27 protein-coding genes are annotated in these 22283 nt (G+C 58.1%); 18 read left to right on the top strand and 9 right to left on the bottom strand.

Annotation, left to right across the window (positions count from 1 at the left end; genetic code table 11):
• Positions 1-51: 51 nt before the first annotated feature.
• The 3 genes from PGR6_RS09375 (at position 52) to PGR6_RS09365 (ending at position 3802) form a co-directional block, all read left to right on the top strand.
• Complete coding sequence (locus PGR6_RS09375; RefSeq protein ID WP_064616907.1) at positions 52-798, top strand: cyclic nucleotide-binding domain-containing protein; 747 nt, start codon at positions 52-54, stop codon at positions 796-798.
• Positions 799-832: 34 nt separating this feature from the next.
• Positions 833-1816, top strand: coding sequence for a zinc-dependent alcohol dehydrogenase family protein (locus PGR6_RS09370; RefSeq protein WP_064616906.1), 984 nt, complete (start codon positions 833-835; stop codon positions 1814-1816).
• 171 nt (positions 1817-1987) lie between these two features.
• Positions 1988-3802, top strand: coding sequence for a DAHL domain-containing protein (locus PGR6_RS09365; RefSeq protein WP_064616905.1), 1815 nt, complete (start codon positions 1988-1990; stop codon positions 3800-3802).
• 185 nt (positions 3803-3987) lie between these two features.
• On the opposite strand, the gene PGR6_RS09360 is transcribed toward PGR6_RS09365, so the two are convergent.
• Positions 3988-4806 (bottom strand): aldo/keto reductase, encoded by an 819-nt coding sequence (locus tag PGR6_RS09360; RefSeq protein ID WP_064616904.1) that lies wholly within the window; start codon positions 4804-4806, stop codon positions 3988-3990.
• A 246-nt stretch (positions 4807-5052) separates the two neighbouring features.
• Here PGR6_RS09360 and PGR6_RS09355 point away from each other — a divergent pair, with 246 nt between their 5' ends.
• The 7 genes from PGR6_RS09355 (at position 5053) to PGR6_RS09325 (ending at position 11729) form a co-directional block, all read left to right on the top strand.
• Positions 5053-5841 (top strand): alpha/beta hydrolase, encoded by a 789-nt coding sequence (locus PGR6_RS09355; RefSeq protein WP_064616903.1) that lies wholly within the window; start codon positions 5053-5055, stop codon positions 5839-5841.
• A gap of 279 nt (positions 5842-6120) precedes the next feature.
• Positions 6121-7098, top strand: a complete 978-nt coding sequence (locus PGR6_RS09350; protein ID WP_064616902.1) for an NAD-dependent epimerase — start codon at positions 6121-6123, stop codon at positions 7096-7098.
• A 49-nt stretch (positions 7099-7147) separates the two neighbouring features.
• Positions 7148-7888 (top strand): glycosyltransferase family 2 protein, encoded by a 741-nt coding sequence (locus PGR6_RS09345; protein WP_018928219.1) that lies wholly within the window; start codon positions 7148-7150, stop codon positions 7886-7888.
• Positions 7885-8163 (top strand): lipid-A-disaccharide synthase N-terminal domain-containing protein, encoded by a 279-nt coding sequence (locus tag PGR6_RS09340; RefSeq protein ID WP_018928220.1) that lies wholly within the window; start codon positions 7885-7887, stop codon positions 8161-8163. The genes PGR6_RS09345 and PGR6_RS09340 overlap by 4 nt, the downstream gene beginning before the upstream one ends.
• Before the next feature lie 3 nt (positions 8164-8166).
• Positions 8167-9687 (top strand): ArnT family glycosyltransferase, encoded by a 1521-nt coding sequence (locus PGR6_RS09335; protein WP_064616901.1) that lies wholly within the window; start codon positions 8167-8169, stop codon positions 9685-9687.
• Complete coding sequence (locus PGR6_RS09330) at positions 9684-10619, top strand: SdiA-regulated domain-containing protein (RefSeq protein WP_064616900.1); 936 nt, start codon at positions 9684-9686, stop codon at positions 10617-10619. The genes PGR6_RS09335 and PGR6_RS09330 overlap by 4 nt, the downstream gene beginning before the upstream one ends.
• A 360-nt stretch (positions 10620-10979) precedes the next feature.
• The gene (locus PGR6_RS09325) at positions 10980-11729 is read left to right on the top strand and encodes an SDR family oxidoreductase (RefSeq protein WP_064616899.1); all 750 of its coding nucleotides are present in this window, start codon (positions 10980-10982) and stop codon (positions 11727-11729) included.
• A 181-nt stretch (positions 11730-11910) separates the two neighbouring features.
• Here the strand turns inward: PGR6_RS09325 and PGR6_RS09320 are convergent, their stop codons facing one another.
• The gene (locus PGR6_RS09320; protein WP_064616898.1) at positions 11911-13272 is read right to left on the bottom strand and encodes an MATE family efflux transporter; all 1362 of its coding nucleotides are present in this window, start codon (positions 13270-13272) and stop codon (positions 11911-11913) included.
• Between the two features lie 210 nt (positions 13273-13482).
• On the opposite strand from PGR6_RS09320, the gene PGR6_RS29225 reads away from it, so the two are divergent.
• Together PGR6_RS29225 and PGR6_RS09315 are read left to right on the top strand one after the other, a co-directional pair.
• On the top strand, positions 13483-13851 hold the full coding sequence (locus tag PGR6_RS29225; protein ID WP_082920835.1) for a hypothetical protein: 369 nt from the start codon (positions 13483-13485) through the stop codon (positions 13849-13851).
• A 71-nt stretch (positions 13852-13922) separates the two neighbouring features.
• A complete protein-coding gene (locus tag PGR6_RS09315; RefSeq protein WP_064616897.1) occupies positions 13923-14345 on the top strand; it encodes a hypothetical protein in 423 nt (140 codons plus the stop codon).
• Positions 14346-14381: 36 nt separating this feature from the next.
• On the opposite strand, the gene PGR6_RS09310 is transcribed toward PGR6_RS09315, so the two are convergent.
• Complete coding sequence (locus tag PGR6_RS09310) at positions 14382-15155, bottom strand: nuclease-related domain-containing protein (protein WP_064616896.1); 774 nt, start codon at positions 15153-15155, stop codon at positions 14382-14384.
• A 318-nt stretch (positions 15156-15473) separates the two neighbouring features.
• Between PGR6_RS09310 and PGR6_RS09305 the strand changes: the two genes are divergently transcribed.
• Positions 15474-15746, top strand: a complete 273-nt coding sequence (locus PGR6_RS09305) for a hypothetical protein (protein WP_007935387.1) — start codon at positions 15474-15476, stop codon at positions 15744-15746.
• Positions 15747-15827: 81 nt separating this feature from the next.
• On the opposite strand, the gene PGR6_RS09300 is transcribed toward PGR6_RS09305, so the two are convergent.
• From PGR6_RS09300 to PGR6_RS30335, 3 genes are read right to left on the bottom strand one after another with little or no spacing between them, the layout of a single operon-like run.
• Positions 15828-16070 carry a hypothetical protein gene (locus PGR6_RS09300; RefSeq protein WP_064616894.1) on the bottom strand — a complete coding sequence of 81 codons (243 nt, stop codon included), beginning with the start codon at positions 16068-16070 and terminating at the stop codon, positions 15828-15830.
• 12 nt (positions 16071-16082) lie between these two features.
• Complete coding sequence (locus PGR6_RS30340; RefSeq protein ID WP_237229594.1) at positions 16083-16235, bottom strand: hypothetical protein; 153 nt, start codon at positions 16233-16235, stop codon at positions 16083-16085.
• Positions 16220-16381: a hypothetical protein gene (locus PGR6_RS30335; protein WP_237229592.1), complete on the bottom strand. Its 162-nt coding sequence runs from the start codon at positions 16379-16381 to the stop codon at positions 16220-16222. The genes PGR6_RS30340 and PGR6_RS30335 overlap by 16 nt, the downstream gene beginning before the upstream one ends.
• A 349-nt stretch (positions 16382-16730) precedes the next feature.
• Between PGR6_RS30335 and PGR6_RS09290 the strand changes: the two genes are divergently transcribed.
• Entirely contained in the window at positions 16731-17291 is a 561-nt protein-coding gene (locus PGR6_RS09290; protein WP_018928229.1) for a YSC84-related protein, read from the top strand.
• Positions 17292-17388: 97 nt separating this feature from the next.
• Here PGR6_RS09290 and PGR6_RS09285 read toward each other — a convergent pair whose 3' ends face one another.
• Positions 17389-18327 carry a LysR family transcriptional regulator gene (locus tag PGR6_RS09285; RefSeq protein WP_064616893.1) on the bottom strand — a complete coding sequence of 313 codons (939 nt, stop codon included), beginning with the start codon at positions 18325-18327 and terminating at the stop codon, positions 17389-17391.
• A gap of 116 nt (positions 18328-18443) precedes the next feature.
• Here PGR6_RS09285 and PGR6_RS09280 point away from each other — a divergent pair, with 116 nt between their 5' ends.
• The 4 genes from PGR6_RS09280 to PGR6_RS09265 all read left to right on the top strand — a co-directional run bounded on the left by PGR6_RS09280 (position 18444) and on the right by PGR6_RS09265 (position 21086).
• A complete protein-coding gene (locus PGR6_RS09280; RefSeq protein ID WP_064616892.1) occupies positions 18444-19202 on the top strand; it encodes a sulfite exporter TauE/SafE family protein in 759 nt (252 codons plus the stop codon).
• A gap of 89 nt (positions 19203-19291) precedes the next feature.
• On the top strand, positions 19292-19831 hold the full coding sequence (locus PGR6_RS09275) for a hypothetical protein (protein WP_064616891.1): 540 nt from the start codon (positions 19292-19294) through the stop codon (positions 19829-19831).
• Between the two features lie 212 nt (positions 19832-20043).
• Entirely contained in the window at positions 20044-20484 is a 441-nt protein-coding gene (locus PGR6_RS09270; protein WP_064616890.1) for a hypothetical protein, read from the top strand.
• Between the two features lie 296 nt (positions 20485-20780).
• Positions 20781-21086: a hypothetical protein gene (locus PGR6_RS09265; protein ID WP_018928234.1), complete on the top strand. Its 306-nt coding sequence runs from the start codon at positions 20781-20783 to the stop codon at positions 21084-21086.
• Between the two features lie 262 nt (positions 21087-21348).
• Here PGR6_RS09265 and PGR6_RS09260 read toward each other — a convergent pair whose 3' ends face one another.
• Together PGR6_RS09260 and PGR6_RS09255 are read right to left on the bottom strand one after the other, a co-directional pair.
• On the bottom strand, positions 21349-21684 hold the full coding sequence (locus PGR6_RS09260; RefSeq protein ID WP_018928235.1) for a hypothetical protein: 336 nt from the start codon (positions 21682-21684) through the stop codon (positions 21349-21351).
• Between the two features lie 117 nt (positions 21685-21801).
• Positions 21802-22191 carry a c-type cytochrome gene (locus PGR6_RS09255; protein ID WP_064616889.1) on the bottom strand — a complete coding sequence of 130 codons (390 nt, stop codon included), beginning with the start codon at positions 22189-22191 and terminating at the stop codon, positions 21802-21804.
• Between the last annotated feature and the right edge of the window lie 92 nt (positions 22192-22283).

Here is a 22283-nt window from a genome sequence, read left to right as displayed (position 1 = left end):
AACGGGGGATCCGAACTATGCTCTAAGCTCCTGTCAGGGGGAATTTTTGCGATGCCTGAAACCCGGCCGTATCAACATCATTATCTGAAAGCCGCGTGTGCCAATTGCAGCGTTCTGGAGTTGTGTCTGCCGATTGGCCTGACCAGCAACGAAGTCGAACGACTGGATACCCTGATCATTCAGCGTGTAAAGGTTAAAAAAGGTGCAGCCCTGTACCGGGCCGGCGATCCGTTGCGCTCGCTCTACGCGGTGCGGATCGGTTCATTCAAGACCAGCATGCTGTCGGTCGACGGCCGCGAGCAGGTCACCGGGTTTCAGATCCCCGGCGAGATGCTCGGTCTGGACGCTATCAGCGACGATCATCACACTTGCAGTGCCTTTGCCCTGGAGGACAGCGAAGTCTGCCCCTTCAACTTCGCCCAACTGGAGAAACTCGCCCTGGAGCTGCCCTCGTTGCAGCACAACATGAACAAGATCCTGAGCCGGGAAATCGTCCGTGAGCACAACCTGCTGATGATGATGGGCAACATGAACTCCGATGAACGCCTGGCCGCCTTCCTCCTGAACCTGTCGCAACGGCTGAGCATTCGGGGGTACTCGTCCCGAGACTTTGTGCTGAAGATGCGTCGCGAAGAGATCGGCTCCTACTTGGGCCTGCGTCTGGAAACCATTTGTCGGGGCATCGCTCATCTACGGGACTCGGAACTGGTCGAGATTTCCGGGCGTAACGTCAAAGTGCTGAATCTGGACGGGCTCAAGCAACTGGTCGCCGGCTGCCACCGGGAATCCCCCCTGTAACGCCTTGCGGTGCATCGGCTTTTGGAGAATCGTCATGCGCGCCATGGTTCTGCATGCCCCCGGCCAGCCGCTAAAGCGCGAAGAACGTCCCGTGCCGCAGCCCGGCGCGCAGCAACTGTTGATCAAGGTGTTGGCCTGTGGCGTGTGCCGCACCGACCTGCATTTGGTGGACGGTGAACTGCCGCAAGCAGTGCTGCCGCGGGTGCCGGGCCATGAAATCGTCGGTGAAGTGACAGCGGTGGGTGGCGACGTTTCGCCCGACTGGGTCGGCAAGCGCGTCGGCGTTCCCTGGCTTGGCTGGACGTGCGGTGAGTGCACGTTTTGCTGCTCGGGCCGTGAAAACCTCTGCGACCGGGCACAGTTCACCGGCTGTCATCGGGATGGCGGTTATGCCGACTACACGGTTGCCGATGCCCACTTCTGTTTCCCCCTCCCGGACACGCTCTCGGCCACCGAAGCCGCACCGCTGCTGTGCGCCGGGCTGATCGGTTTTCGCGCCTTGCAAATGGCCAAAGGCGCACGCCACCTGGGCCTTTATGGCTTCGGCGCGGCAGCGCATCTGGCGATTCAGGTGGCGCGGGGCCGAGGACAGCAGGTGTACGCCTTCACTCGACCGGGCGACAGCGAGGGCCAGGCTTATGCCAGGACGCTGGGCGCCGTGTGGGCAGGTTCCTCGGATCAGCCGCCACCGCATCCGCTCGACGCCAGCCTGATCTTCGCCCCTGTCGGTGCACTGGTGCCACTGGCGCTGGAAGCCACAGTCAAGGGCGGTTGTGTGGTTTGCGCAGGCATCCACATGAGCGACATCCCCAGCTTCCCCTATCGACTGTTGTGGGGCGAACGCAGCGTCCGCTCGGTGGCGAACCTGACCCGCGAAGACGGCACCGCGTTTTTTGCCGAACTGCGCCATACGCCCGTGCACAGCGACGTCACCTGTTTTGCCCTGGACGATGCCAATCAGGCGCTGGCAAGCCTGCGGGCCGGTCAGGTCAAAGGGGCGATCGTGCTCGTCCCCTGACGCTCGCCCCTGCCGTTCGGTGTTTTTTCCGGCACCGTCCACCAACAACGCTAGGCTTACGGATGACGTGGCGATGCCTCGTCATTCTGCAGGGAGCGCAAAAAATGGAATTAATTGACGGTTGGCAGCCTCTCTCTCTCAGGACAGCCTGTATCAGGGAGGAATGCCGCCATGCAGATTTCTAATCATTACAAATGGTCTGCCTTGGCAGCCATTGCACTGACCCTCTTCAGCGTACTGATATTTTTGCTGATCAAATCCTACTCGTACGACACATCGACCTACTTCGAGTCGCGCGACTTCGTGCGTCAACTCAAGCAATACGATGCCAATTGGAACGTGAAGCTCCTGCGAGCCAAAATCGGCATGAACAACAACCTGTTGCTGGTGGCGCCGCCTGAAGCGGAAGAGCGCTGGCAACAGCTCGATAGCCTCAACGCTGTCGGCCCGCTCCCGACCCTTTGGCAAACCCGACGCCAGGGTTATCTGGAAGCGGTAGAAAACAAAGCCCGGTTGGTTGAGCAATTCAAACAGCACAACACGGCCTTGCGAACAGCATTCGAGGCCCTGCCTACGCTGGAAGATGCCATTCGGGTGTTGCAGGAAGATTCCAACGACAAACTCTCGTCGGTGGATGCTCGGGCGGCGTCAGTGGTGTTCGACCTTACCTTGGACACCCTTGAATACGCCCTCTATGTCAGCAGCGAACGGGCCGAAGAAATCTCCGGGCATCTGGAATATCTGAATGAGTACATCAATCAACTGCCGCCTGAACGGCGCCCGACTTTCACTGCACTTGTAGACGCTGTGAATGCCATTGTTCGAGAGCAGCCCATCGTCAATGACCTGGTTGATCGCATCAGTGTCATTCCGGTCGCACAGCAACTGGACAGCATCAACGAGTTATTGAACGAGACACAACGGCGCACAGCCGCGACAGATCGCCAATACCACCTTTACCTGGGGATCTGCGCTGGCATCATGGCGCTGCTGTTGTTGTACCTGGCCGCCCGTCTGATTCGCAGTTATGCGCTGATCAACAAGATGAACAACCAATTGCAGACAGCGAACGAGCGGCTGGAGCAACGCGTCGAGGAACGCACCCATGAACTGTTGGAAGCCGAGCGCGAGCTGATCGACGCCGCGCGGATGGCCGGTATGGCAGAGATCGCGACCAACGTGCTGCACAACGTCGGTAATGTGTTGAATAGCGTTAACGTCTCCGCGGAATTGATCACCCGCAAATTGTCGACCAGCAAAACCCTCGGCCTGGGCAAAGCGGTAAAAATGATCAATGAACATGCCGAAGACCTGGGGCAGTTCATGACGCACGATGAAAAAGGCAAACTGCTGCCCCTTTACTTCAATCAACTGGTCGATTCCATCGCGACCGAGCAATCGAGCATCGTTGACGAGCTGGCGCAACTCACCAAGAGCATCGATCACATCAAGGATATTGTTGCCACCCAACAGGCCTATGCCGGCGCCGCCCGGCTGGTCGAGCCGTTGAATGTCGTCGATCTGTTCGAAGATGCGTTACGCATGAATTCCGGCGCCTTGAGCCGGCACCATGTCACGGTCATCAAAGACTACCAGGCCACACCGACCATCATCGGCGACAAACACCGACTGTTGTTGATCCTGATCAACCTGATCAGCAATGCCAAATATGCGATGTCCAGGGTCAGCGATCATCAGCGCCGTATGACGCTGGGCGTCAGGATTATCGATAACGCAACGCTGCGCTTCAGCGTAGAGGATCAGGGCGAAGGGATCGCCGCCGAGAACATGGCCCGCATCTTCAATCACGGCTTTACCACGCGCAAGGAAGGTCATGGTTTTGGCCTGCACAGTTGCGCACTCGCGGCGGTGGAAATGAACGGGCACCTTCGCGTCCATAGCGATGGACCCGGCCAGGGAGCGATTTTTACCCTGGAAATTCCGCTGGAGATGGCGCAAGTAATGCCAGCCGCCGTAAGCCTGTAGCAGCTGCCGAGCAGCGGCTGCGTTCGCTGGTAGCAGCTGTCGAGCCTGCGAGGCTGCGTTCGGCGGCGAAGCCGTCGTCAAACCAGAGCTTGCGGTGCATCAGGCAGACCGCGTCAGTCGGACTCACGACTGCTGCGCAGCCGAACGCAGCCTCGCGCTGCTCGGCAGCTGCTACAAGGTAGCCGTCACCCCACCAGCGCAATCAATTGCTGGCGCTGTGCATCCGTGAGCATCGGGCCGAAACCTGCACCGGCGTTTTCCGCCATGTAGCGCGGGTTGCCGGTGCCGGGGATGACGCAGGTCACCGCCGGATGAGCCAGCAGGAACTTGAGCGCCAGTTGCGCCCAGCTGTTGATCCCCACTTGCGCAGCCCATCCCGGTAGCGGCTTGCCTTTCAATCGAGCGATCAGGCCGCCGCCACCGAAGGGCCGATTGCAGATCACCGCCACACCGCGCTCACGACACAGCGGCAGGATTCGCTTTTCGACAGCGCGGTCGTCCAGGGCATAGTTGATCTGCAAGAAATCCATCGGCTCGCCTTTCAACACCGCCTCCACTTCGTCGTAGGCCGACGCCGTGTAATGGCTGATGCCGATGTAGCGGATGCGCCCTTCTGCCTTCCATTGACGCAAGGTCGGCAAATGGGTTTTCCAGTCCAGCAGGTTGTGAATCTGCATCAGGTCGATCCGGTCGGTCTGCAACAGTTTGAACGACTGCTCCATCTGCGCGATGCCTTCTTCGCGGCCACGGGTCCAGACCTTGGTGGCGAGGAAGGCCGGCGAGCGAGGGCGATGGATCGACAGCAACTCACCGGCGGTCTGCTCGGCGCGACCGTACATGGGCGAACTGTCGATCACCTTTCCCCCCTTCTCGAACAACGCGCTGAGCACCGCCTGCAGTTGCTTGTAAGCAGCGTCGGCAGGCGTGACATCAAAACCGCGATAAGTACCCAAGCCAACGATGGGCAACGGCTCGTTGCTGGAAGGAATGGCTCGGGTCAGCATGTTCTTGCCTCCGTGTGGCGAGGGGGCTTGCCCCCGTTCGGCTGCGCAGCAGTCGTAAAACCATTGCATGTGGTGTACCGCGATTGCAGGTTTTGGGGCCGCTTCGCGACCCAACGGGGGCGAGCCCCCTCGCCACAGGTGCTCGCACCCACACGGGCATTGGGCGGCGCTTCTGCACAGCTGAAATTGCTGGACTACACTCTGGCGACGCTCCAGCAATAGCTGTCTCAAGGCCCGAAGCAGTCCATGCCGTCCACTAAACTTAGCCGAATGTCGCGAACCCTGGTGTCTATCTTCGCTTTCATTGCCGTTGCATACCTGCTGCTCTGCGTCGCGCTGTTCGTGTTTCAACGGGCCCTCATCTACTACCCGCAACCTCGCGCCATCGACACACCCGAATCGCTTCTTACCTTGTCAGTCGCCGACGCGCAGGTGCTGGTGACCGTCAGGCCGCACGACGGGCCGAAGGCGTTGATCTACTTTGGTGGCAATGCCGAGGACGTTTCCCGCAGCCTGCCCGGGTTTTCGCAAGCGTTTGCGGATCATGCGATCTACTTGCTGCATTACCGAGGCTACGGTGGCAGTACCGGGTCGCCGTCCGAGGAGGCGATTCAGCGTGACGCCATGGCCTTGTTCGACTATGTCTACAACAGCCATCCTGATATTGCAGTGATCGGACGCAGCCTGGGTTCAGGCGTTGCCGTGCGCCTGGCCAGCCAGCGCCCGGCGTCGCGGCTGATCCTGATCACGCCCTACAACAGCCTTGAAGACCTCGCCGCCCGCCAGTTTCCCTGGTTCCCGGTGAAATGGCTGTTGCAGGACAAGTTCGAATCCTGGAAATACGCCGCTCACATCACCGTCCCGACGCTGTTGGTTGCGGCCGAGCACGACGAAGTCATACCGCGCGCAAGCACAGACCGGCTCTACACCCATTTCGCCAAAGGCGTGGCCTCGCTGCAGGTCATACCGGACACGGGCCACAACTCGATCTCCGAGAGCCCCAACTACCTGAAAATGCTAGGCGCCGCGTTGTGAGCACCCTCATACCAGCACGCCTTTAAGCAGGCGGTCAGAAAAACGAAGTAATTACTTAACGTTTTTTTTACAATCCAACTGGCAGGGTATACGGCTGCCATTTCTGCGGCTCATGATGTGCACTGCACAGAACTTTACCAATACAATGGAGCAAGGCATGGAGCCAATGGTGGCAAAAAGCCCAAAAAATATACTGATCAGCGAGTACTTACAGGGGATTGTGATGCAAAAGCGCCCTTTGCGCAGAATCGGAATCAGTCACGCACAGGCGCAGGCCTCATGACGGTTCTGGTTACTGGCGCCGCCGGTTTTATTGGGTATCACACCGTCAAGCGTTTGTGTCAAGAAGGCCTTGAAGTCGTCGGTATCGACAATCTCAACGACTATTACAGCGTAGAACTCAAACACGCACGGCTCAAAGAGCTTGAATCCTTGCCGGGCTTTCGTTTCCAGGCCTTGGACATCGTCGACAAACCGGCCTTGATGGCCTTGTTCAAAGAACATGCTTTCACCGAGGTTGTGCACCTGGCCGCCCAGGCGGGTGTTCGCTATTCACTGGACAACCCGGATGTCTATGCGCAGTCCAATCTGGTGGGCTTTCTGAATGTGCTGGAAGCTTGCCGGCACCATCGCCCCGCGCATTTGATCTATGCCTCGAGCAGCTCGGTGTATGGCACCAACAGCAAAATGCCGTTCTGTGTCGAAGATGCCGTCGATCACCCCATTTCGCTGTACGCCGCCAGCAAACGCGCCAATGAACTGCTGGCGCACAGCTATTGCCACCTTTATGGCCTGAAGGCCAGCGGCCTGCGCTTTTTCACCGTTTACGGACCTTGGGGGCGCCCCGACATGGCGCTGTTCAAGTTTACCGAGGCGATCCTGAAAGGCTTGCCGATCGACATCTATAACCATGGCCAGATGTCGCGCGATTTCACCTATGTCGACGACATCGTTGAAAGCGTCGCCCGCCTGCGCTCCAAGCCACCGGTGCCGAACGAGCCGGGCACTGGCGTAAACCGGATTTTCAACATCGGCCGTGGCCAACCCGTGCCACTGCTGGAGTTTGTCGACTGCCTGGAATCGGCGCTGGGCATCAAGGCCCAACGCAATTTCATGCCGCTACAGGCAGGCGATGTGATCAAGACCTGGGCCGACATTTCGGCGCTGGCCGAGTGGGTCGATTTCCGCCCTCAAGTGGCGGTTGAAACTGGCGTAGCGGAATTTGTGAAGTGGTATCGCCACTTCTATCAGATATAAAACGTTAGCCCTTGATAAAAATAGACCAGGGAGCAAGGGAGAGGACTCTATGAGCCAAGACATTTTTGTATCTGTATTGATTCCAGCAAAGAATGAAGCAAACAACCTCAAGCCGTTACTTGAGGAAGTCCACGCCGCATTGAACGGTGAGGCCTACGAAATCATTGTGGTGGACGATGGCAGCACCGACTCCACCCTGCATGAGCTGCGGCAGCTGAAAAACAATGGCCTGGACGCGTTGCGCATCCTGCGCCATGAGCGCTCGCTGGGGCAAAGCACCTCCCTCTACCACGCGGCAATCGCCGCCCGGGGGCAATGGCTGGCCACGCTTGATGGCGACGGTCAAAACGACCCCGCGGACATCCCCGGGATGTTGGCGCTGGTGCGCGGTGAAAAGGGTCTGGTCGACGTTCAGCTGGTAGCCGGGCACCGGGTCAACCGCCGCGATACCGCAAGCAAACGCTGGGCTTCGCGTTTTGCCAACGGGCTGCGTCGCCGCCTGCTCAATGACGATACCCCGGACACCGGCTGTGGGCTGAAACTGATCGAACGCGCGGCGTTTCTGCGCCTGCCGTACTTCGACCACATGCATCGGTACATTCCCGCGCTGATCCAGCGTCACAACGGCCGAATGATCGTCCACCCGGTCAACCACCGGCCCCGCACCGCGGGTGTGTCCAAATACGGCAACATCGACCGCGCCCTGGTGGGTATTCTTGACCTGTTCGGTGTGTGGTGGCTGATCAAGCGCACGCGGTTGAACACCAACGCGCAGGAGATCGAAGGATGAACCTCTCCCGCGAAACCCTGTGGCTGGTGGTCGGCTTCGCTGGCCAGATCGCCTTTACCGGTCGCTTCATCCTGCAGTGGCTGTATAGCGAGTACAAAAAACGCAGCGTGATCCCGGTGAGTTTCTGGTACCTGAGCATTGTCGGCAGCGCCCTGCTGCTCGCTTATGCCATTTACCGGGCAGACCCGGTGTTCATCGCTGGCCAGGCCTTTGGTTCCATCGTCTATCTGCGCAATTTGCAATTGATTGCCCGCACCAAACACCTGAAGGACTGAGCCATGCGTAAAACCCTGTCGCCCAGCATCGAATGCCTGGGCCTGGTGCTGCTTGCCTTGCTGTTGATCGGCGCTGGCCTGGGGCTGCGTCAACCGCAAAACGTCGACGAGGAACGTTTCCTCGGCGTAGCGCTGGAGATGCTGCACAACGGGTCATGGTTCATCCCTCACCGCGCTGCGGAGATCTACGGCGATAAACCGCCGGTCTTCATGTGGATGGTGGCGTTCTTCGCGTGGCTCACCGGCCTGCCCGCCCTCGCCCTGTATATTCCGGGGATGTTGTCGGCGGCGACGGTCACGGCCGTGGTCTACGACCTGGGCCGCCGGCTGTGGAATCAGCGCATCGGTCGAATAGCCGCGCTGTTGTACCTGGCCACCTATCAGACTTACAGCATCCTGCGTACCGGCCAGATCGACAGCCTGTTGATTCTGTTCACCTCCCTGGGCCTGTACGGACTGGCGCGGCACCTGCTGCTCGGGCCAGCCTGGCGCTGGTTTTACGTGGGCTGCGCCGCCATGGGCATTGGCATAATCACCAAAGGGGTCGGCTTCGTCCCGGCCTTGATGCTGATTCCGTATGCCTACGCGGTGCGCAAAAACTGGTCCGGCGTGGTGGCCATGCCCGGCCAGAAGCGCAAATGGTTCCTGGGCTTTCTGGTGGCGCTCGGGGCTATCGCGATCTGGCTGCTGCCTCTGGCACTGTCCATTGTGCTCAATGGCACCGCGGAAGAAGTCGCCTATGCGCGAGAAATCCTGCTGCGCCAGACAGCGGGACGCTATGCCGCCGCGTGGGACCATCGCGAACCGTTCTGGTACTTCTTCGTCAACGTGATCCCGCAATACTGGCTGCCGTTGGTGCTGGCCCTGCCGTGGCTGGTGCCGGCCTGGCGCAAGCAACTGCGCAAGCACGACGGTCGAGTGCTGGTGCTGTTGAGCTGGGTCGTGCTGGTGGTGCTGTTTTTCTGCCTGAGCACCGGCAAGCGCAAGTTGTACATCTATCCGGCATTGCCCGGTCTGGTGCTGGTGGCGGCGCCGCTGATTCCCTGGCTGCTCAAGCGCTGGTTCGGAAAACGTCCGCGCGGTATGCGGGTATTCCAGGCGCTGGTGGTGAGCTGGTTCGTTCTGTGGTTCGCCCGCGGGTTCATCGAGCCGATCAAGGAAGGTCCGAACCCCCACGAAGCGATCATGGCGCAGGCGGCGACCATGACCCACGGTGCCGAGCTGGTGCTGGTCGACTGGCGCGAGGGCCACTGGTTGTTCGCCCGGCAGCCGATCGTGCATTTCGGGATGAGCAGTTCCTCGGTCGAACAAGCGGCGCAATGGCTACGCGAACACCGTGATGCCTACGCCCTGGTCCCGGACGAAGTGCTGAGCAAGTGTTTCAATCCCGAGGCCGCTCATGAGCTCGGCGAAACGTCTCGCGCGCAATGGTCGATCGTCGGCGCCGATGCCGATAACGGCCAATGCCAGCCCGGACAACCCAAAAAGGTCTATCGCTTCAGCTGGGACAAGGACAAGTCATGAGCAAGAGAGGGAAGCTGGGGATATTGTTCATTGTTGTATTGCTTGGCGCCTACGTGGTTTCTGCACATTTCATGGTTCACCAGCAGCTGTATGCGTACTGGAAAACTCTTTGGCATGGTAATCAGGCGCCCGATAAAAATATCTGGCTGCCGGACTATAAAGCCGTGATCCAGGCCAAGCCTGTCGCGGACATCACCAATCTGTCCGGCATCGCCTATGACCCGGACCATGATCGACTGCTGGGCATCACCAATGGTGGGCCCATGCAGATTGTGGCCATGAACCGCAACGGCGATCTGCTTGAACGTTACCCGCTGATCGGCTTCCAGGACACCGAAGGCCTTGCTTACCTGGGTAACGGACGCGTAGTGATCGCCGATGAACAGTTGCAGCGACTGTACGTCATCACCTTGCCGGACAGCCCTGGCCCGATCCATGTCGAGAACGCCCCGTTCGTTGCCATCGAGATCAACCTGAGCGAACACAACAAGGGCTTTGAAGGCGTGACCTATGATGCGGCCAATGACCGTATCTTCGCGATCAAGGAACGCGATCCGCGGCAGCTGTTTACGGTCACGGGCATGCTGGCGTCCATCGGCAGCCCGTTGCAGGTGCACATCCAGGACTTGACCCACTGGATCGACCGTAGCGTCTTCGGCCTGGATCTTTCCGAGGGTTACTACGATCCGCGGACCGGTCACTTGCTGTTATTGAGCGAGCAATCCAGCAACGTGACCGAACTGGACCAGGACGGCAACTTCGTCAGCTTCCGCTCCCTGCTCGGCCTGAATGACCTGAAAAAAACCATACCGCAAGCCGAAGGCATGACCATGGACACCTCCGGCGAGCTGTACATTGTGAGCGAGCCCAACCTGTTCTATCGGTTCTCCAAGTCCAAAGCTGCTGTGGCGGAGAATCAGCAGAAGCCTTAATGGGTTTTGCACCGGATGGGCCGGCCCTACCCGTAGCAGCTGCCGAGCCTGCGAGGCTGCGTTCGGCTGCTTAGCAGCCGTAAACCCGGCTGATGCGGTCTGCCTGATGCATCGCAAACTCTGGTTTACGACTGCTTCGCAGCCGAACGCAGCCTCGCAAGCTCGGCAGCTGCTACGGATCGCATCACGGCTGAACTGACCACCTATCGGACAACTTCCCGCCCCTTGCGCCATTAAGCCGATTCCGGGTCTTTAATGGTTGCAGGATTCCAAGCCAGCCCCCCCACTCCGACCAGAAATACGACGTCCAAGCGGGGCTGACACCTCGCCCCCCACTGCGCACGCATCGGGAGACTCGTCATGAAAATCGTCGTGATTGGCGGTACCGGGCTGATCGGCAGGCAGCTCTGCAAATACCTGCAAGACCTGGGGCATGAAACCCTGGCCGCATCACCGAGCACCGGCGTCAACGCCCTCACCGGCGAGGGCTTGCAAAACGCCTTGCAAGGCGCCGATGTGGTGGTCGACGTGGCCAACTCGCCCTCCTTCGAAGATGCTGCCGTGCTCGAGTTCTTCGAAACCTCCGGGCGCAACCTGCTCGCCGCCGAGAAGGCCGCCGGGGTCAAACACCATGTCGCGCTGTCGGTGGTAGGCACCGAGCGCATGCTCGACAGCGGCTATTTCCGGGCAAAAATGGCCCAGGAACAACTCATCAAGAACTCAGGCATTCCTTACACAATCCTGCGGGCCACGCAGTTCTTCGAATTCATCGGGGCCATTTCCCACTCGGGCGTACAGGAAGGCGACACCGTGCGCTTGACCTCCGCCGCGTTGCAGCCGATTGCCGCAACCGATGTCGCGATGGCGCTGGCGAAAGTCGCGGTGCAAGCGCCGAGCAATAACACCCTGGAAGTGGCCGGGCCTGAGCGCTGGCCGCTGGTGGAGTTCGTGCGCTTGTTTTTGCAACACACCAACGACCCGCGCCAGGCCCAACCGGACGACACGGTCCCCTACTTCGGCGCGCCGATCGATGACCACTCGCTGACGCCGGGAGAGCACCCCATCGTCGGGCCGACGCGCTTCGAAACCTGGCTCAAGAGCAATAGTTGAGGGGCCGTCGAGGGCCTAGAGGGCGTTCTCCATTAGTTTCCCCGCCGCGTTGTCGCCTTAAAGCGAGCCAGGCAAGGCGCAGGCAGCTGGGAATGGTTGTTCCCTTTCCAAGGCCTGCAACGCAGGCTGGCCCGCTTTAAGGCACAACCCGAAGGGCCGGGAAACTAATGGAGAACGCCCCCTAGACCAACCGCTCGATCTTCTGATGCTGCCAGACCATTTTGTAGTACAGCGTCTGCAGCATCAGCATGCCCAGATACGCCACCGGAAACGCCATCCACACCCCTGGCAGCCCGAAGCGCGTATCCAGCAGATACGCCACCGGCAACTGCACCCCGACCACGCAAACGATCGACACCGCTACCGGCACCAATACCGTGCCGCTGGCGCGCATGATGCCGCCGACAATCGCCTGAAAACCAAATACCAACAGGCTCCAGAGCATGATGTGCAACAAGTGCTCGGCCATTGCCCGGGTGGAATCATCCGTAAGAAACAACCCCAGCAACCAGTGCGACAGCAGATAACCCAACAGCACCAGGCCGCCGGTCAGGCACACGTTGATCAACAACCCGGTGCGCAAAATCTCCCCCATGCGCTCAAGGCGCCCTGCCCCGATCGCCTGCGCGCCAAGGATCGACGCCGTGATCGCAATCGACAGCGCCGGGAACTGCACGTAGTTGACGATCTGCGTCACCGCCCCGTACGCCGCCGTCGCCTGGGACCCGTGCTGGTTCACCAGCGCCAGAATCACCAGCTCCGACAACGACAGCACCACCATCTGCAACCCGGTCGGCAGCCCGATGCGCAACACCTTGCCGAGGATGACCCTGTCGAGCCGCATCGCCGCAAACATCTCCCGATCCGGCGCCAACGGATGCCCCTTGCGAATCAACCGCCACGCCAGCCACCCCATCGCCGACAGGTTACCCGCCAACCCCGCCCACGCCGCACTCTGAATCCCCATCGGCGGCAACCCCAACCACCCGAGAATCAACGCCGGCGTCAGCGCCAGCCCGACACACGTCGACACCACCAGCGCCAACAACGGCGACAGCGTATCGCTCACCCCGCGCAGTAACTGCGTGAACAACACAAACACCAACAGCGACGGCAAAATCCACATCATCACATGGGCATACGCCACCGCATCGTCCAGCACATCCCCCGGAGTGCCCAACCCCTGCAACGCCGGCCGGGCAAACACACTGCCCAACACCGCCGCCACCAACCCTATCATCGCCCCCAACAGCAACGTCGAACCGGCGATGGCCTTCACCAGATGCGGCTCACGGGCGCCCCAGGCCTGGCCGATCAACACCCCAGCGCCCGCACCGAGGCCGATAACCAGGGCGATGAAGAAGAACACCACGGGGAACATGCCCGATACCGCCGCTAACGCCTGGGTGCCGAGCAATTGGCCAATGTAGATGCTGTTGACGGTGCCGGACATGGCCTGGAGGAAGTTGGAGAGGACCATGGGGGCGAGGAACAGGAGGTAGGTTTGCCAGAGGGGGTGTTGGGGTTTGGCTGGGGTTTGCATTGAGGGTCCGTCTCGGGTGGGGGCTGGCATCTTGGAAATTCTACGCTACGGAACTGGGAACAACGCGCTTCTATTTTGGCGGATTTGAGGTGCATGAGTAATGGCTGCTTTCGACAATGGATACAACCGAAAGCGGACAGTAGACAGGTAACCGCTGATGTCCTTAGGCTGGTCAATCTAGTGACAACACAGCGCTAAAGAGGACCATTCATGTTGGTAGTTGCCATTGATCGAGATAGCGTGCATGCGGGGGATGATCTGGAAAGTCACGTGACGTCGATCAAACTCAATCCAGCAGCAACGCTACGCGCCTTATTCGAAGTGATACAGGATATGGGCTACCTCCCTGATATCACTGGAGGCAAGGCTACCTGGATTATTTGTTCGTCTGGCAAACCAATAGGTGTTTTAGCGCAGCAATGGCCAGAACCTAAATTATCCGTGCCTTATGAGAGCATCGTAGATCAATATTTCAGAGCTACGGAACCTCGGCTACTGTTCAGATATTGGTGCCAGGCAGATCCAGATCAGGTCTTTTCCCATATCAAGGCCGGACATGAGCCACCGTCACGATTTTAGGGTTTGTCATTAACTTGGCCGTTCAACAGTGTCCGTATTGCCACCCGTTAATTTACGCGTCAGGTACCACCATGTACGAAGTCAAAGCCCTTGTCTTGTCCGATGTCCCAGTGTTTCCAACGTGGGCGCATCCGGCGGTCTATTACTCAGGTTCAGACCTATACATCTGCTTTGAAGCACACGAAGATGATGTATTTTCCGTGATCTGCCTTACCGGCCTCATCGAGTACCGTGTGCAACCGCTCACCGATGAATCAATCTGGAAGCATCAGTATTTTTCAGCCGGGCTTGAATCCTATAAGTTTCATCTTATGGAAAACTCCCCTCTAACAAAACCCTGGCCAGATTCTCAGCACTGGACCATCACATTTAAAGACGAAATCCACGATGTTGTAGCAAGTTCATTGACTGTAATCAGTAGAGAATTGCGCGCGCCCTCTAAAGAAAAAGCCCTACTAACTTCAATGAAGCCCGAGGCTGCCAGCGTTTCCTGAACAGTAGCGGCTCCACAGGGCGAAGTGCCTGGCGGACTAATCCAAATCCTGTTTCGCTCGACATTTGGGGTAGGCACTGCAGCCCCAGAACCGCTCTCCTGCTCTATCGCCTGTCTTACGAATACGAATGACAAAATCGCTTCCACAACGCGGACAACGGCGTTTTGCTAAAGGGTCGTTTCGCTGTTTCAGGTGTTGTACATGCTCGTGGTGGGTAGCGAGAGAACTGTCCCTCCTCCCGCTCTCAAGCGCCGTCACCATTGCACTCACCTGCGCGTCGTTAAACACAGGCTGCTGAAAGGACTTGATGTAGCGGATGCAGCTGATGCCTTGGGTGACATTGTCCGGCATGACGGTTTTGAAACTGCTGCCACCGACGAAGGCGATTACAGAATGGATGTGCTCGGGCGGAACGTTGAGCAGCGCTTCTAGCGCCTTCAAGTGTTTGTAATTCTGTCGCAGCGGGTTCTGGAACCTGGAGCGATGCCGAAAGATCTGCTGTGTCCACTGGGCCTGGCGCTCACCTCCGAAGATCCAGCCACGCATGTTTTTGGTCTCCAGCACGAAAATGCCAAAGGGCGACAGGAACACATGATCGATCTGGGTAGTGCCGTCGGGTGTATCCAGTGTGACGTTGTGCAACCGTCGGTAGACCTGGCCATCCAACCCATAGTGGGCGAATGTCCGCACCAGCAGCTCACCAAACCAACCCTTGAACCAAGGCGTCTTGATGATGATGAGCATGACCAACAATGGCATCAGCCACTTCAGCATGTCGAACAGCGGCTGGAGCATAAAGAAAATATTCATCGCTTCCTTTGCGTGGCGTACGCCAGACGAGGCCACACCTTCACCCTTTTGTTCCTTGCTAGCTTAGGCAAGGTAACTAACTTTCGCTTTACCTTGTAGTCTGTGAGTCATGAAATAGACGGTGCTCCTCTTGGATTCAACGCTTCCGACAAAAGTAATCACACCTGCTTTACATACAGGTCCTACACCAACCTCGGAAATCACTACTATCCCACTGGTGCGGAAAAAACTATCTTCACCCCGTCACCTACAAAGCGACCAGGTTTGGCGACCTGCAGATCGGATCAGTCCCTTTAAATCTGATTCGGAGTTTCACCTGTGGATAGATACATGCCCCTCACCGGAATCGACCTGATCCCGGCCTCCCTGCTCATCGACACCCAAGCCCCACTCGACGTCCTGCAAGCCATGGCCGACTACCGCATCCGCACGGTCACGCAGGTGCTGGAAAACATCGCCTTCCGAGCCGAGATCGGTTGCGACACGGTGGTGCTGTCGGATTTTGCCAAACTGCTGGCCATTCCCCTGCGCGACGGCTGTGATTTGATGGATGTGATTGGTAGACGCTTGCGGGCGCAAGCAGCGGAGTAAATGAAAACGGGCGCCTGACTGGCGCCCGTTTTTTTGTGCCCGCAAATCGTGATGCATCAGCCGCCACCAGACACCTGACCTTTAACCAATCTGCTCAAACCGCCGCCGCTTCATGAACAATCCCATCCCTATCGCCACGGCAAAAACCGACAGCAACCCCAGATCAAACCCCAACAAGCGGATCTGACCTGCCACAACGCAGCCAACCGCACCCGCCGCCACCAACACCACTCCTAGCCACTTGCGTAGCAGATACGGTTTGAGGAATTGATCAAGCAGAAAGGACAACACCAAGGCAATGACCAATTGAGTAATTACGGACATGTACGTCTCCAGTCAGGTCTTGATGATCAATGTCGAAAGGGTGCGTTGCGGGCCGATACCGCCGTTGACCAGCGCCTCGATGCTGACCAGTACGTCGCCCGCATGGTAGGTGGGTAGGATTTCATTGGCATACGTGCGCACACCGGCGCCTACAGGTATTGCCACGTAAGAGGGGGCCACGGCCTTGGTGGCGGCAGTGAAAAATGCAGCTCGCGCAGGCGTCCGCGTTCGCTGTCGGTAAGGGTGATCTGCGAGACGTTGAAGACGATCCCGTGAGTGCCCATGTATTGGAAAGTCCCTTCGAACTTCATCCCACGCATCCTTTCGAGGCAAAGACGGCGATTCTCTACAAGGAGCGCATTGGATTCAAATCATTTCACCCTGCTGGCAAGGTGTGTACTCGGTTTGTCAGTACTTGAATGATGCCAGCGCCTTGTCAGGCGCCCGTTCTGTTTTTTTCGAACCCGGCCAACACACAGATGTCGAAACAAGTGATGACATTGCCACTGATCACAGGCCTCTGGCCTGCTTCATTCAAGGGCGAAGCCAGTAGCTCACACCACTTTAGGGTGCGCCGGATAATTTCAGCAGGCCCGGATTCTGCCGGGGCAAGTGCTGGCTGCTGCTGACATCCAATGCTCCCGTATTGGAGTACCTGACATGACTCAGTCAATGCGGTTCTTCTTATCGATCGTCCTTGCGACAGCTTCACTGGTATCGGCAAGTTTCCTGAACACCGCAGGTGCGGCAACCGCTGAGGATCTGAATGCCGACTCTCAACAAGCGTTGCAAACTCTTTACAAGTCCACACCACTGGCCGAATCCATTTCGCACAATGCCAAAGCGATTCTTGTCTTCCCGAATATCGTCAAGGCGGGCCTTGTATTCGGCGGCAGCTACGGCGAAGGCGTATTGTTGAAGAACAAGAAAGTAGAGAATTACTACAACACCGTAACCGGGTCCTGGGGGCTACAGGCAGGTGCACAGTCGTATGCCTATGCGGTTTTCCTGATGACCGACAAAGCCGTGGACTATGTCCGTAAAACCAAGGGTTGGGAAATCGGCGTAGGCCCCACTGTTGTATTGGTTGATGCGGGGGTGGCGAAAAATCTGTCCAGCACGACGCTGAAGGGCGATGCCTACGCGTTCATTTTCGACCAGCAAGGGTTAATGGCTGGGGTCAGCATCGAAGGCACCAAGATTTCCCTGATCAAGCGTTAGAACCGGTCGTTTGGCGCTTGCGCGCGCAAGTGATGGAGCAAATAAAAACGGGCACCTGAAGGGGCGCCCGTTTTTTGTGTCCGCGATTGGTGATGCATCAGCCACCCTGGAGCGTTACTGCATGCTTTCGATCAAGACCTTCACCAAAACCACGGATCATCTCCAGCAACGACTTCACCCGCAGCGGCAGATTCCCGGCCGGGTACACCGCGTGCATCTGCGGGCTCTCACCACTGCTGGAGGTGAGTTTGTACTCGGGACAGACCCGCAGCAGGCGCCCCGCTTGCACTTCGGGCTCTGCCAGCCAGTCCGCCAGGCGGGCAATACCGAGGCCTGCCAGGGCCGCCTGGAACACCGCCGAACCGGAGTTGAAGCGAAATTTGGGATGAGCCCGAACGCTGATGGCCTGCGTCTCACTACGAAAATTCCACTCCTTGAGAATCCGCGGCGCCGTGTGCAGGATCAGCGAGTGCGCCTCCAGCGCCTCGATGGAGTCGGGCATCCCGTGCCGCTCCAGGTACTCGGGGCTGGCGTACAGATAACGTGAATAACTCCAGAGTGGAAAGCCGATCAGGTCACTGGATTGCGGATACCCGCCGCGAATCGAGAAGTCCAGTTTGCTCTTGGCCGGGTCGATGGTTTCATCGGTGAAAATCCCATCGACGTTCACGTCCGGATAACGCTCGGCGTACTGCGCGATCAGCCGGGGCAATACCCCGTGCCCGAGAAACTCGGGGGCGGAAAAGCGGACCCAGCCGTAGGCCTGGCCACTGATGCCGGCCAGGTCTTCATCCGCCTCACGTTGCAGATCCAGCATTTTGTAAGCGTGAGGCAACAAGCGCTCACCCGCCTCGGTCAAGCTCACGGCATTGGAGGAGCGATTGAACAACTTGACTCCGACACTTTCCTCCAAGGCCTGAACTGCACGGGTCAGCGCGCTGGGAGAGCGCCCCAGAGTTCGTGCTGCCGCGACGAAGCTGCGCTTGCGAGCCACCGTCGCGAAGGCTTCAAGTTCCCCCAACATATCCAATGCCATGCGCCACCTCGTTGCACTTTTCACAACGTGGCATTGCAACACAAAAAAAGCGCTTTGGTTAACCTTCCGTTCAACCCCGGACTCTCACCCACCTTTCACCGTCAGAGCCTGATTCCATGATCGATATTGTCATCCTTTGCGTATTCGCCTTCTCTGCCGGCCTGATCGATGCGGCGGTGGGCGGCGGTGGACTGATCCAGATTCCCGCGCTGTTCAACGTGCTGCCCACGGCACAACCGGCGGCGCTGCTGGGGACCAACAAAGTTGCGGCAGCCTGCGGCACTGCATTCGCGGCCCGATCCTTCGTGCGCAAGGTGGTGATCAACTGGAGTCTGGTGATCCCCGCCGCCAGTGCGGCGTTTGTCATGTCCTTCTTCGGAGCGGCCACGGTGTCGTTCGTGCCCCAGTCGGTGATCCGGCCAGCGGTGCTGGTGTTGATCGTGCTGATGGCGATCTACACCTTCTGGAAAAAGGACTTCGGCGCCCTGCACAAGCCCATGCACATCGGCACCAAGGAAAAACTGCTGGCGATCGTCATCGGCGGCGCCATCGGTTTCTACGACGGACTGTTCGGGCCCGGCACTGGCAGCTTCCTGATCTTCCTGTTCATCCGCTGCTTCGCCTTCGACTTCCTGCATGCCTCGGCGTCGGCCAAGTTGGTGAACATCGCCACCAACGTAGCGGCGCTGATGTTCTTCATTCCAACCGGTAACGTGCTCTACCTGATCGCCATCCCCATGGCCGCATTCAACATCCTCGGCGCGCTGACCGGCACCTGGCTGGCGGTTCATAAAGGCGTGCCCTTTGTCCGGGTGCTGTTCCTGGTGTTGCTGCTGATCCTGATCGGCAAACTGTCCTATGACCTGTTCGTGTAAGCGCGTTTTCTGCCGCTACACTCAAGCGGAGCAAGGCATTTCACATAGGCATTACGCCATTTCCATCGTCTATTGAGAGTGAGTCGTTCATGAACCGTCGATTGCTCACCGCTTTCATCGTGATTTCTCTTTCATGGACAAGTGCACAGGCCGGCTACTGGAAGGATTCAAACGGCAATCCAATCCCGGACACTGAATCAAGACGAACCATCGGAGAGTTTGGTGGCTCGCTGTTAATCACTTCCGATCCCGACTGGGAGAAAAAGTGGAATACGCCGGCCGAAACCACTCCAGTATTTACCGAAGCCCAAATAGTCAGCCGAGGTGAAAGGATCTTCGCGCTTACGTTTTTTGCAAACCCGAAGCTCAATGCCAATCACGAAGCCAACATCACGTGCGATTTGAAAGCCACAAGGCCGAACGGTACAGAATCGATCAATCAGCGAGATGCCGTTTGTTTTCAAGGGCGTCTTAAAGGGGATCCGAACAACATGTATCTCGCCGCCCCCGTGATCGGTTTCATCGGTGAGCCTGACGATCCCGTAGGCGTCTGGACGCTGGAAATCACCCTCAAAGACAACTTGCGCAAGGTAGTCATGCCGCTCAAAGCAACATTCACGCTGAAGTAAGTGGTTCTTTACACCGCTGACCGCCGTTGTCAGCCTGGCTGTCGCGGCATAGAGCATCACTCCCAGCACCGCCAGATTGGCTGGGGTTGTCCACCACGTTTCAACCATTGTTGACGTCGATAGTCACCATCACGTCAATGAAGTTCTCATAAAAAATCCCCGGCGTAACATCCGCTCCATACCCAACCAATAACACCCCGGAGCACACCATCATGAAACGCCAAACCCTTCTCAGCATCGCTTTCTCGGTTTTTGCAGTAAACGCTTTCGCCGCTTCCCCTGCTCACCCGGTCGTCGCTGAAGGCGGCTCGGATCGCCTGATTGAAAGCCGCGTCGCTGAAGGTGGTTCGGATCGTCTGATCGAGAATCGCGTCGCTGAAGGCGGCTCGGATCGTCTGATCGAAAACCGCGTCGCTGAAGGTGGTTCGGATCGTCTGATCGAGAATCGCGTCGCTGAAGGCGGCTCGGATCGTCTGATCGAAAACCGCGTCGCTGAAGGTGGTTCGGATCGTCTGATCGAGAATCGCGTCGCTGAAGGTGGTTCGGATCGTCTGATCGAAAACCGCGTCGCTGAAGGTGGTTCGGATCGTCTGATCGAAAACCGCGTCGCTGAAGGTGGTTCGGATCGTCTGATCGAAAACCGTGCAGCATGAATGAGTGGCTTTACCGCAACACTCGACCAAAGAACCCGGCCTCATCAGCCGGGTTTTTTCATTCCTTTTTTTAGTACCCGACTGCATCGATGTTCGCCCGAAGCAGCATAGATGCGGGTTTCAGCGAATTAGCGCCCGCACTGAATCATCAACAACGACCGTCCGTAACCCCGCCCCGACGCCCTCTCACCCTTCGCTATTCTTAACCACACACACCGCGGGCACGGCTTGCGGCATCAAAACCAGGAGTAAGGATCCGGGTAAGGAGTGCGCCACTTCAAACTGAGTATCAAATAATGAAAATGCTACTGATGGTCGAGTTTCCCCATGAGCCTTTCAACGCGTTTGTCAGGTCGGGGAAGGTCGGCGAAATCATGAACCGTATCCTGGACACCATTAAGCCCGAGGCGACTTATTTCACTGAGCAAGATGGCATGCGAAATGGGATTTTTTTGATCGATATCGTGGATCCCTCCGAAATACCCGGGTATGCGGAACCCTTCTTCCTCAACTTCCAGGCCAACTGCAAATTCCGTGTGGTCATGAACCCGCAGGACCTGCAAAACGCCGGTCTGGAGGAACTCGGAAAAGCGTGGGCGTGAGGTTCGATCAATGAGCCGGGTGATGGCATCTGGAGTGCCTCACCCCGGTCGATGTCCTAAGCCGTAATGCGATCTGTAGCAGCTGCCGAGCTCGCGAGGCTGCGTTCGGCTGCACAGCAGTCGTAAGATCAGAACTTGCGGTGCATCAGGCAGACCGCGTCAGTCGGATTCACGACTGCTTCGCAGCCGAACGCAGCCTCGCGAGCTCGGCAGCTGCTACAAGGAGTGCGCCGCAGCTGAAATGACTGAAGGCGCACTGCACTTACTGAACGGTTTTCAGCTTGACCACATCACCGGAGATTTTGGTGGTGTAGCCGGTCAGGACCCAAGCCCAGAACCAGTTTTCCTGCACTTGGGTGTTGATCATGGCATCGCCGCCCTTGGCTTTGATCGCCGCATCCTGAGCGCGGATGAAGCGGTTGTTCTGCTGGATCGGGATGACGCCGAACAGCAGCAGGCCAGTGGCGGTCGCTTCACTGTGGCCGACAACGGTGTACTGGCTGCTGTCGTATTGCTGGGTCTTCATCGGGGTGCCGGTGCAACCCGCCAGAACCAGGCCAAACAGGGCTACGGCAACCGCTTTGCTGAGGTAATTCACTGTGTCACTCCATTAGAAATACCCGGGATCCATCTCTCGGGCGGCGCATACTCTAACGGATGAAGTGGCCCATTGATATCACTCAGCACTGAAAAAAGCGGATCGATAAGGCTCCGATCATTGCGGCTGAAACGTCTGCAGATAGGCCAACAGGTTTTCGATCTTTTCCGGATCGCTGAGGCCCCAGAAAATCATGCGGGTGCCGGGGACCACTGTTTTTGGCGCTTCGATGTAGGCGGTGAGAGTTTCGCGGGTCCAGACGACGCCTGATGATTTCATCGCGTCTGAGTACTGGTAGTCCGCCGTGCTGCCCGCAGGGCGCCCGAAAATCGCATTGAGTTGCGGACCAAAAAAACCTCGCGCCGAACTCCCTACCTGGTGGCAGCCGCCACAGACTCGCTTGAACAGTTTCTCGCCCGCCTCGGCATCGCCAGCCGCTGCTGCTTGCGTACTGAACAACCCCATGTTGAGCATCAAGGCCAAGGTGAGTACGACGGCGTTTTTCATGTTCGGCTCCAAATCAGGTGCGGCTGACAGCAAAAGCGGGTGGCTATTTCATCATGACTGGCGCCCACATCGAAGCCTTGAAGCTAATCTAT

It is taken from the genome of Pseudomonas sp. GR 6-02 (assembly GCF_001655615.1).
Classification (GTDB): Bacteria; Pseudomonadota; Gammaproteobacteria; order Pseudomonadales; family Pseudomonadaceae; genus Aquipseudomonas.
The sequence above is the reverse complement of the archived record's forward strand: the minus strand, read 5'-3'. Positions and strand labels throughout refer to the sequence as shown.

Excerpts from the sequence above, each read along its gene's own strand:
- PGR6_RS09360 (WP_064616904.1), bottom strand. The coding sequence starts at position 4,806 with ATGCTGACCCGAGCCATTCCTTCCAGCAACGAGCCGTTGCCCATCGTT.
- PGR6_RS30335 (WP_237229592.1), bottom strand. The coding sequence starts at position 16,381 with ATGAAGTTCGAAGGGACTTTCCAATACATGGGCACTCACGGGATCGTC.
- PGR6_RS29225 (WP_082920835.1), top strand. The coding sequence starts at position 13,483 with ATGTTGGTAGTTGCCATTGATCGAGATAGCGTGCATGCGGGGGATGAT.
- PGR6_RS09285 (WP_064616893.1), bottom strand. The coding sequence starts at position 18,327 with ATGGCATTGGATATGTTGGGGGAACTTGAAGCCTTCGCGACGGTGGCT.
- PGR6_RS09265 (WP_018928234.1), top strand. The coding sequence starts at position 20,781 with ATGAAAATGCTACTGATGGTCGAGTTTCCCCATGAGCCTTTCAACGCG.
- PGR6_RS09350 (WP_064616902.1), top strand. The coding sequence starts at position 6,121 with ATGACGGTTCTGGTTACTGGCGCCGCCGGTTTTATTGGGTATCACACC.
- PGR6_RS09270 (WP_064616890.1), top strand. The coding sequence starts at position 20,044 with ATGAAACGCCAAACCCTTCTCAGCATCGCTTTCTCGGTTTTTGCAGTA.
- PGR6_RS09330 (WP_064616900.1), top strand. The coding sequence starts at position 9,684 with ATGAGCAAGAGAGGGAAGCTGGGGATATTGTTCATTGTTGTATTGCTT.
- PGR6_RS09370 (WP_064616906.1), top strand. The coding sequence starts at position 833 with ATGCGCGCCATGGTTCTGCATGCCCCCGGCCAGCCGCTAAAGCGCGAA.
- PGR6_RS09320 (WP_064616898.1), bottom strand. The coding sequence starts at position 13,272 with ATGCAAACCCCAGCCAAACCCCAACACCCCCTCTGGCAAACCTACCTC.
- PGR6_RS09365 (WP_064616905.1), top strand. The coding sequence starts at position 1,988 with ATGCAGATTTCTAATCATTACAAATGGTCTGCCTTGGCAGCCATTGCA.
- PGR6_RS09345 (WP_018928219.1), top strand. The coding sequence starts at position 7,148 with ATGAGCCAAGACATTTTTGTATCTGTATTGATTCCAGCAAAGAATGAA.
- PGR6_RS09315 (WP_064616897.1), top strand. The coding sequence starts at position 13,923 with ATGTACGAAGTCAAAGCCCTTGTCTTGTCCGATGTCCCAGTGTTTCCA.
- PGR6_RS09355 (WP_064616903.1), top strand. The coding sequence starts at position 5,053 with ATGCCGTCCACTAAACTTAGCCGAATGTCGCGAACCCTGGTGTCTATC.
- PGR6_RS09325 (WP_064616899.1), top strand. The coding sequence starts at position 10,980 with ATGAAAATCGTCGTGATTGGCGGTACCGGGCTGATCGGCAGGCAGCTC.
- PGR6_RS09340 (WP_018928220.1), top strand. The coding sequence starts at position 7,885 with ATGAACCTCTCCCGCGAAACCCTGTGGCTGGTGGTCGGCTTCGCTGGC.
- PGR6_RS09300 (WP_064616894.1), bottom strand. The coding sequence starts at position 16,070 with ATGTCCGTAATTACTCAATTGGTCATTGCCTTGGTGTTGTCCTTTCTG.
- PGR6_RS09375 (WP_064616907.1), top strand. The coding sequence starts at position 52 with ATGCCTGAAACCCGGCCGTATCAACATCATTATCTGAAAGCCGCGTGT.
- PGR6_RS09280 (WP_064616892.1), top strand. The coding sequence starts at position 18,444 with ATGATCGATATTGTCATCCTTTGCGTATTCGCCTTCTCTGCCGGCCTG.
- PGR6_RS09255 (WP_064616889.1), bottom strand. The coding sequence starts at position 22,191 with ATGAAAAACGCCGTCGTACTCACCTTGGCCTTGATGCTCAACATGGGG.
- PGR6_RS09290 (WP_018928229.1), top strand. The coding sequence starts at position 16,731 with ATGACTCAGTCAATGCGGTTCTTCTTATCGATCGTCCTTGCGACAGCT.
- PGR6_RS09310 (WP_064616896.1), bottom strand. The coding sequence starts at position 15,155 with ATGAATATTTTCTTTATGCTCCAGCCGCTGTTCGACATGCTGAAGTGG.
- PGR6_RS09275 (WP_064616891.1), top strand. The coding sequence starts at position 19,292 with ATGAACCGTCGATTGCTCACCGCTTTCATCGTGATTTCTCTTTCATGG.
- PGR6_RS09335 (WP_064616901.1), top strand. The coding sequence starts at position 8,167 with ATGCGTAAAACCCTGTCGCCCAGCATCGAATGCCTGGGCCTGGTGCTG.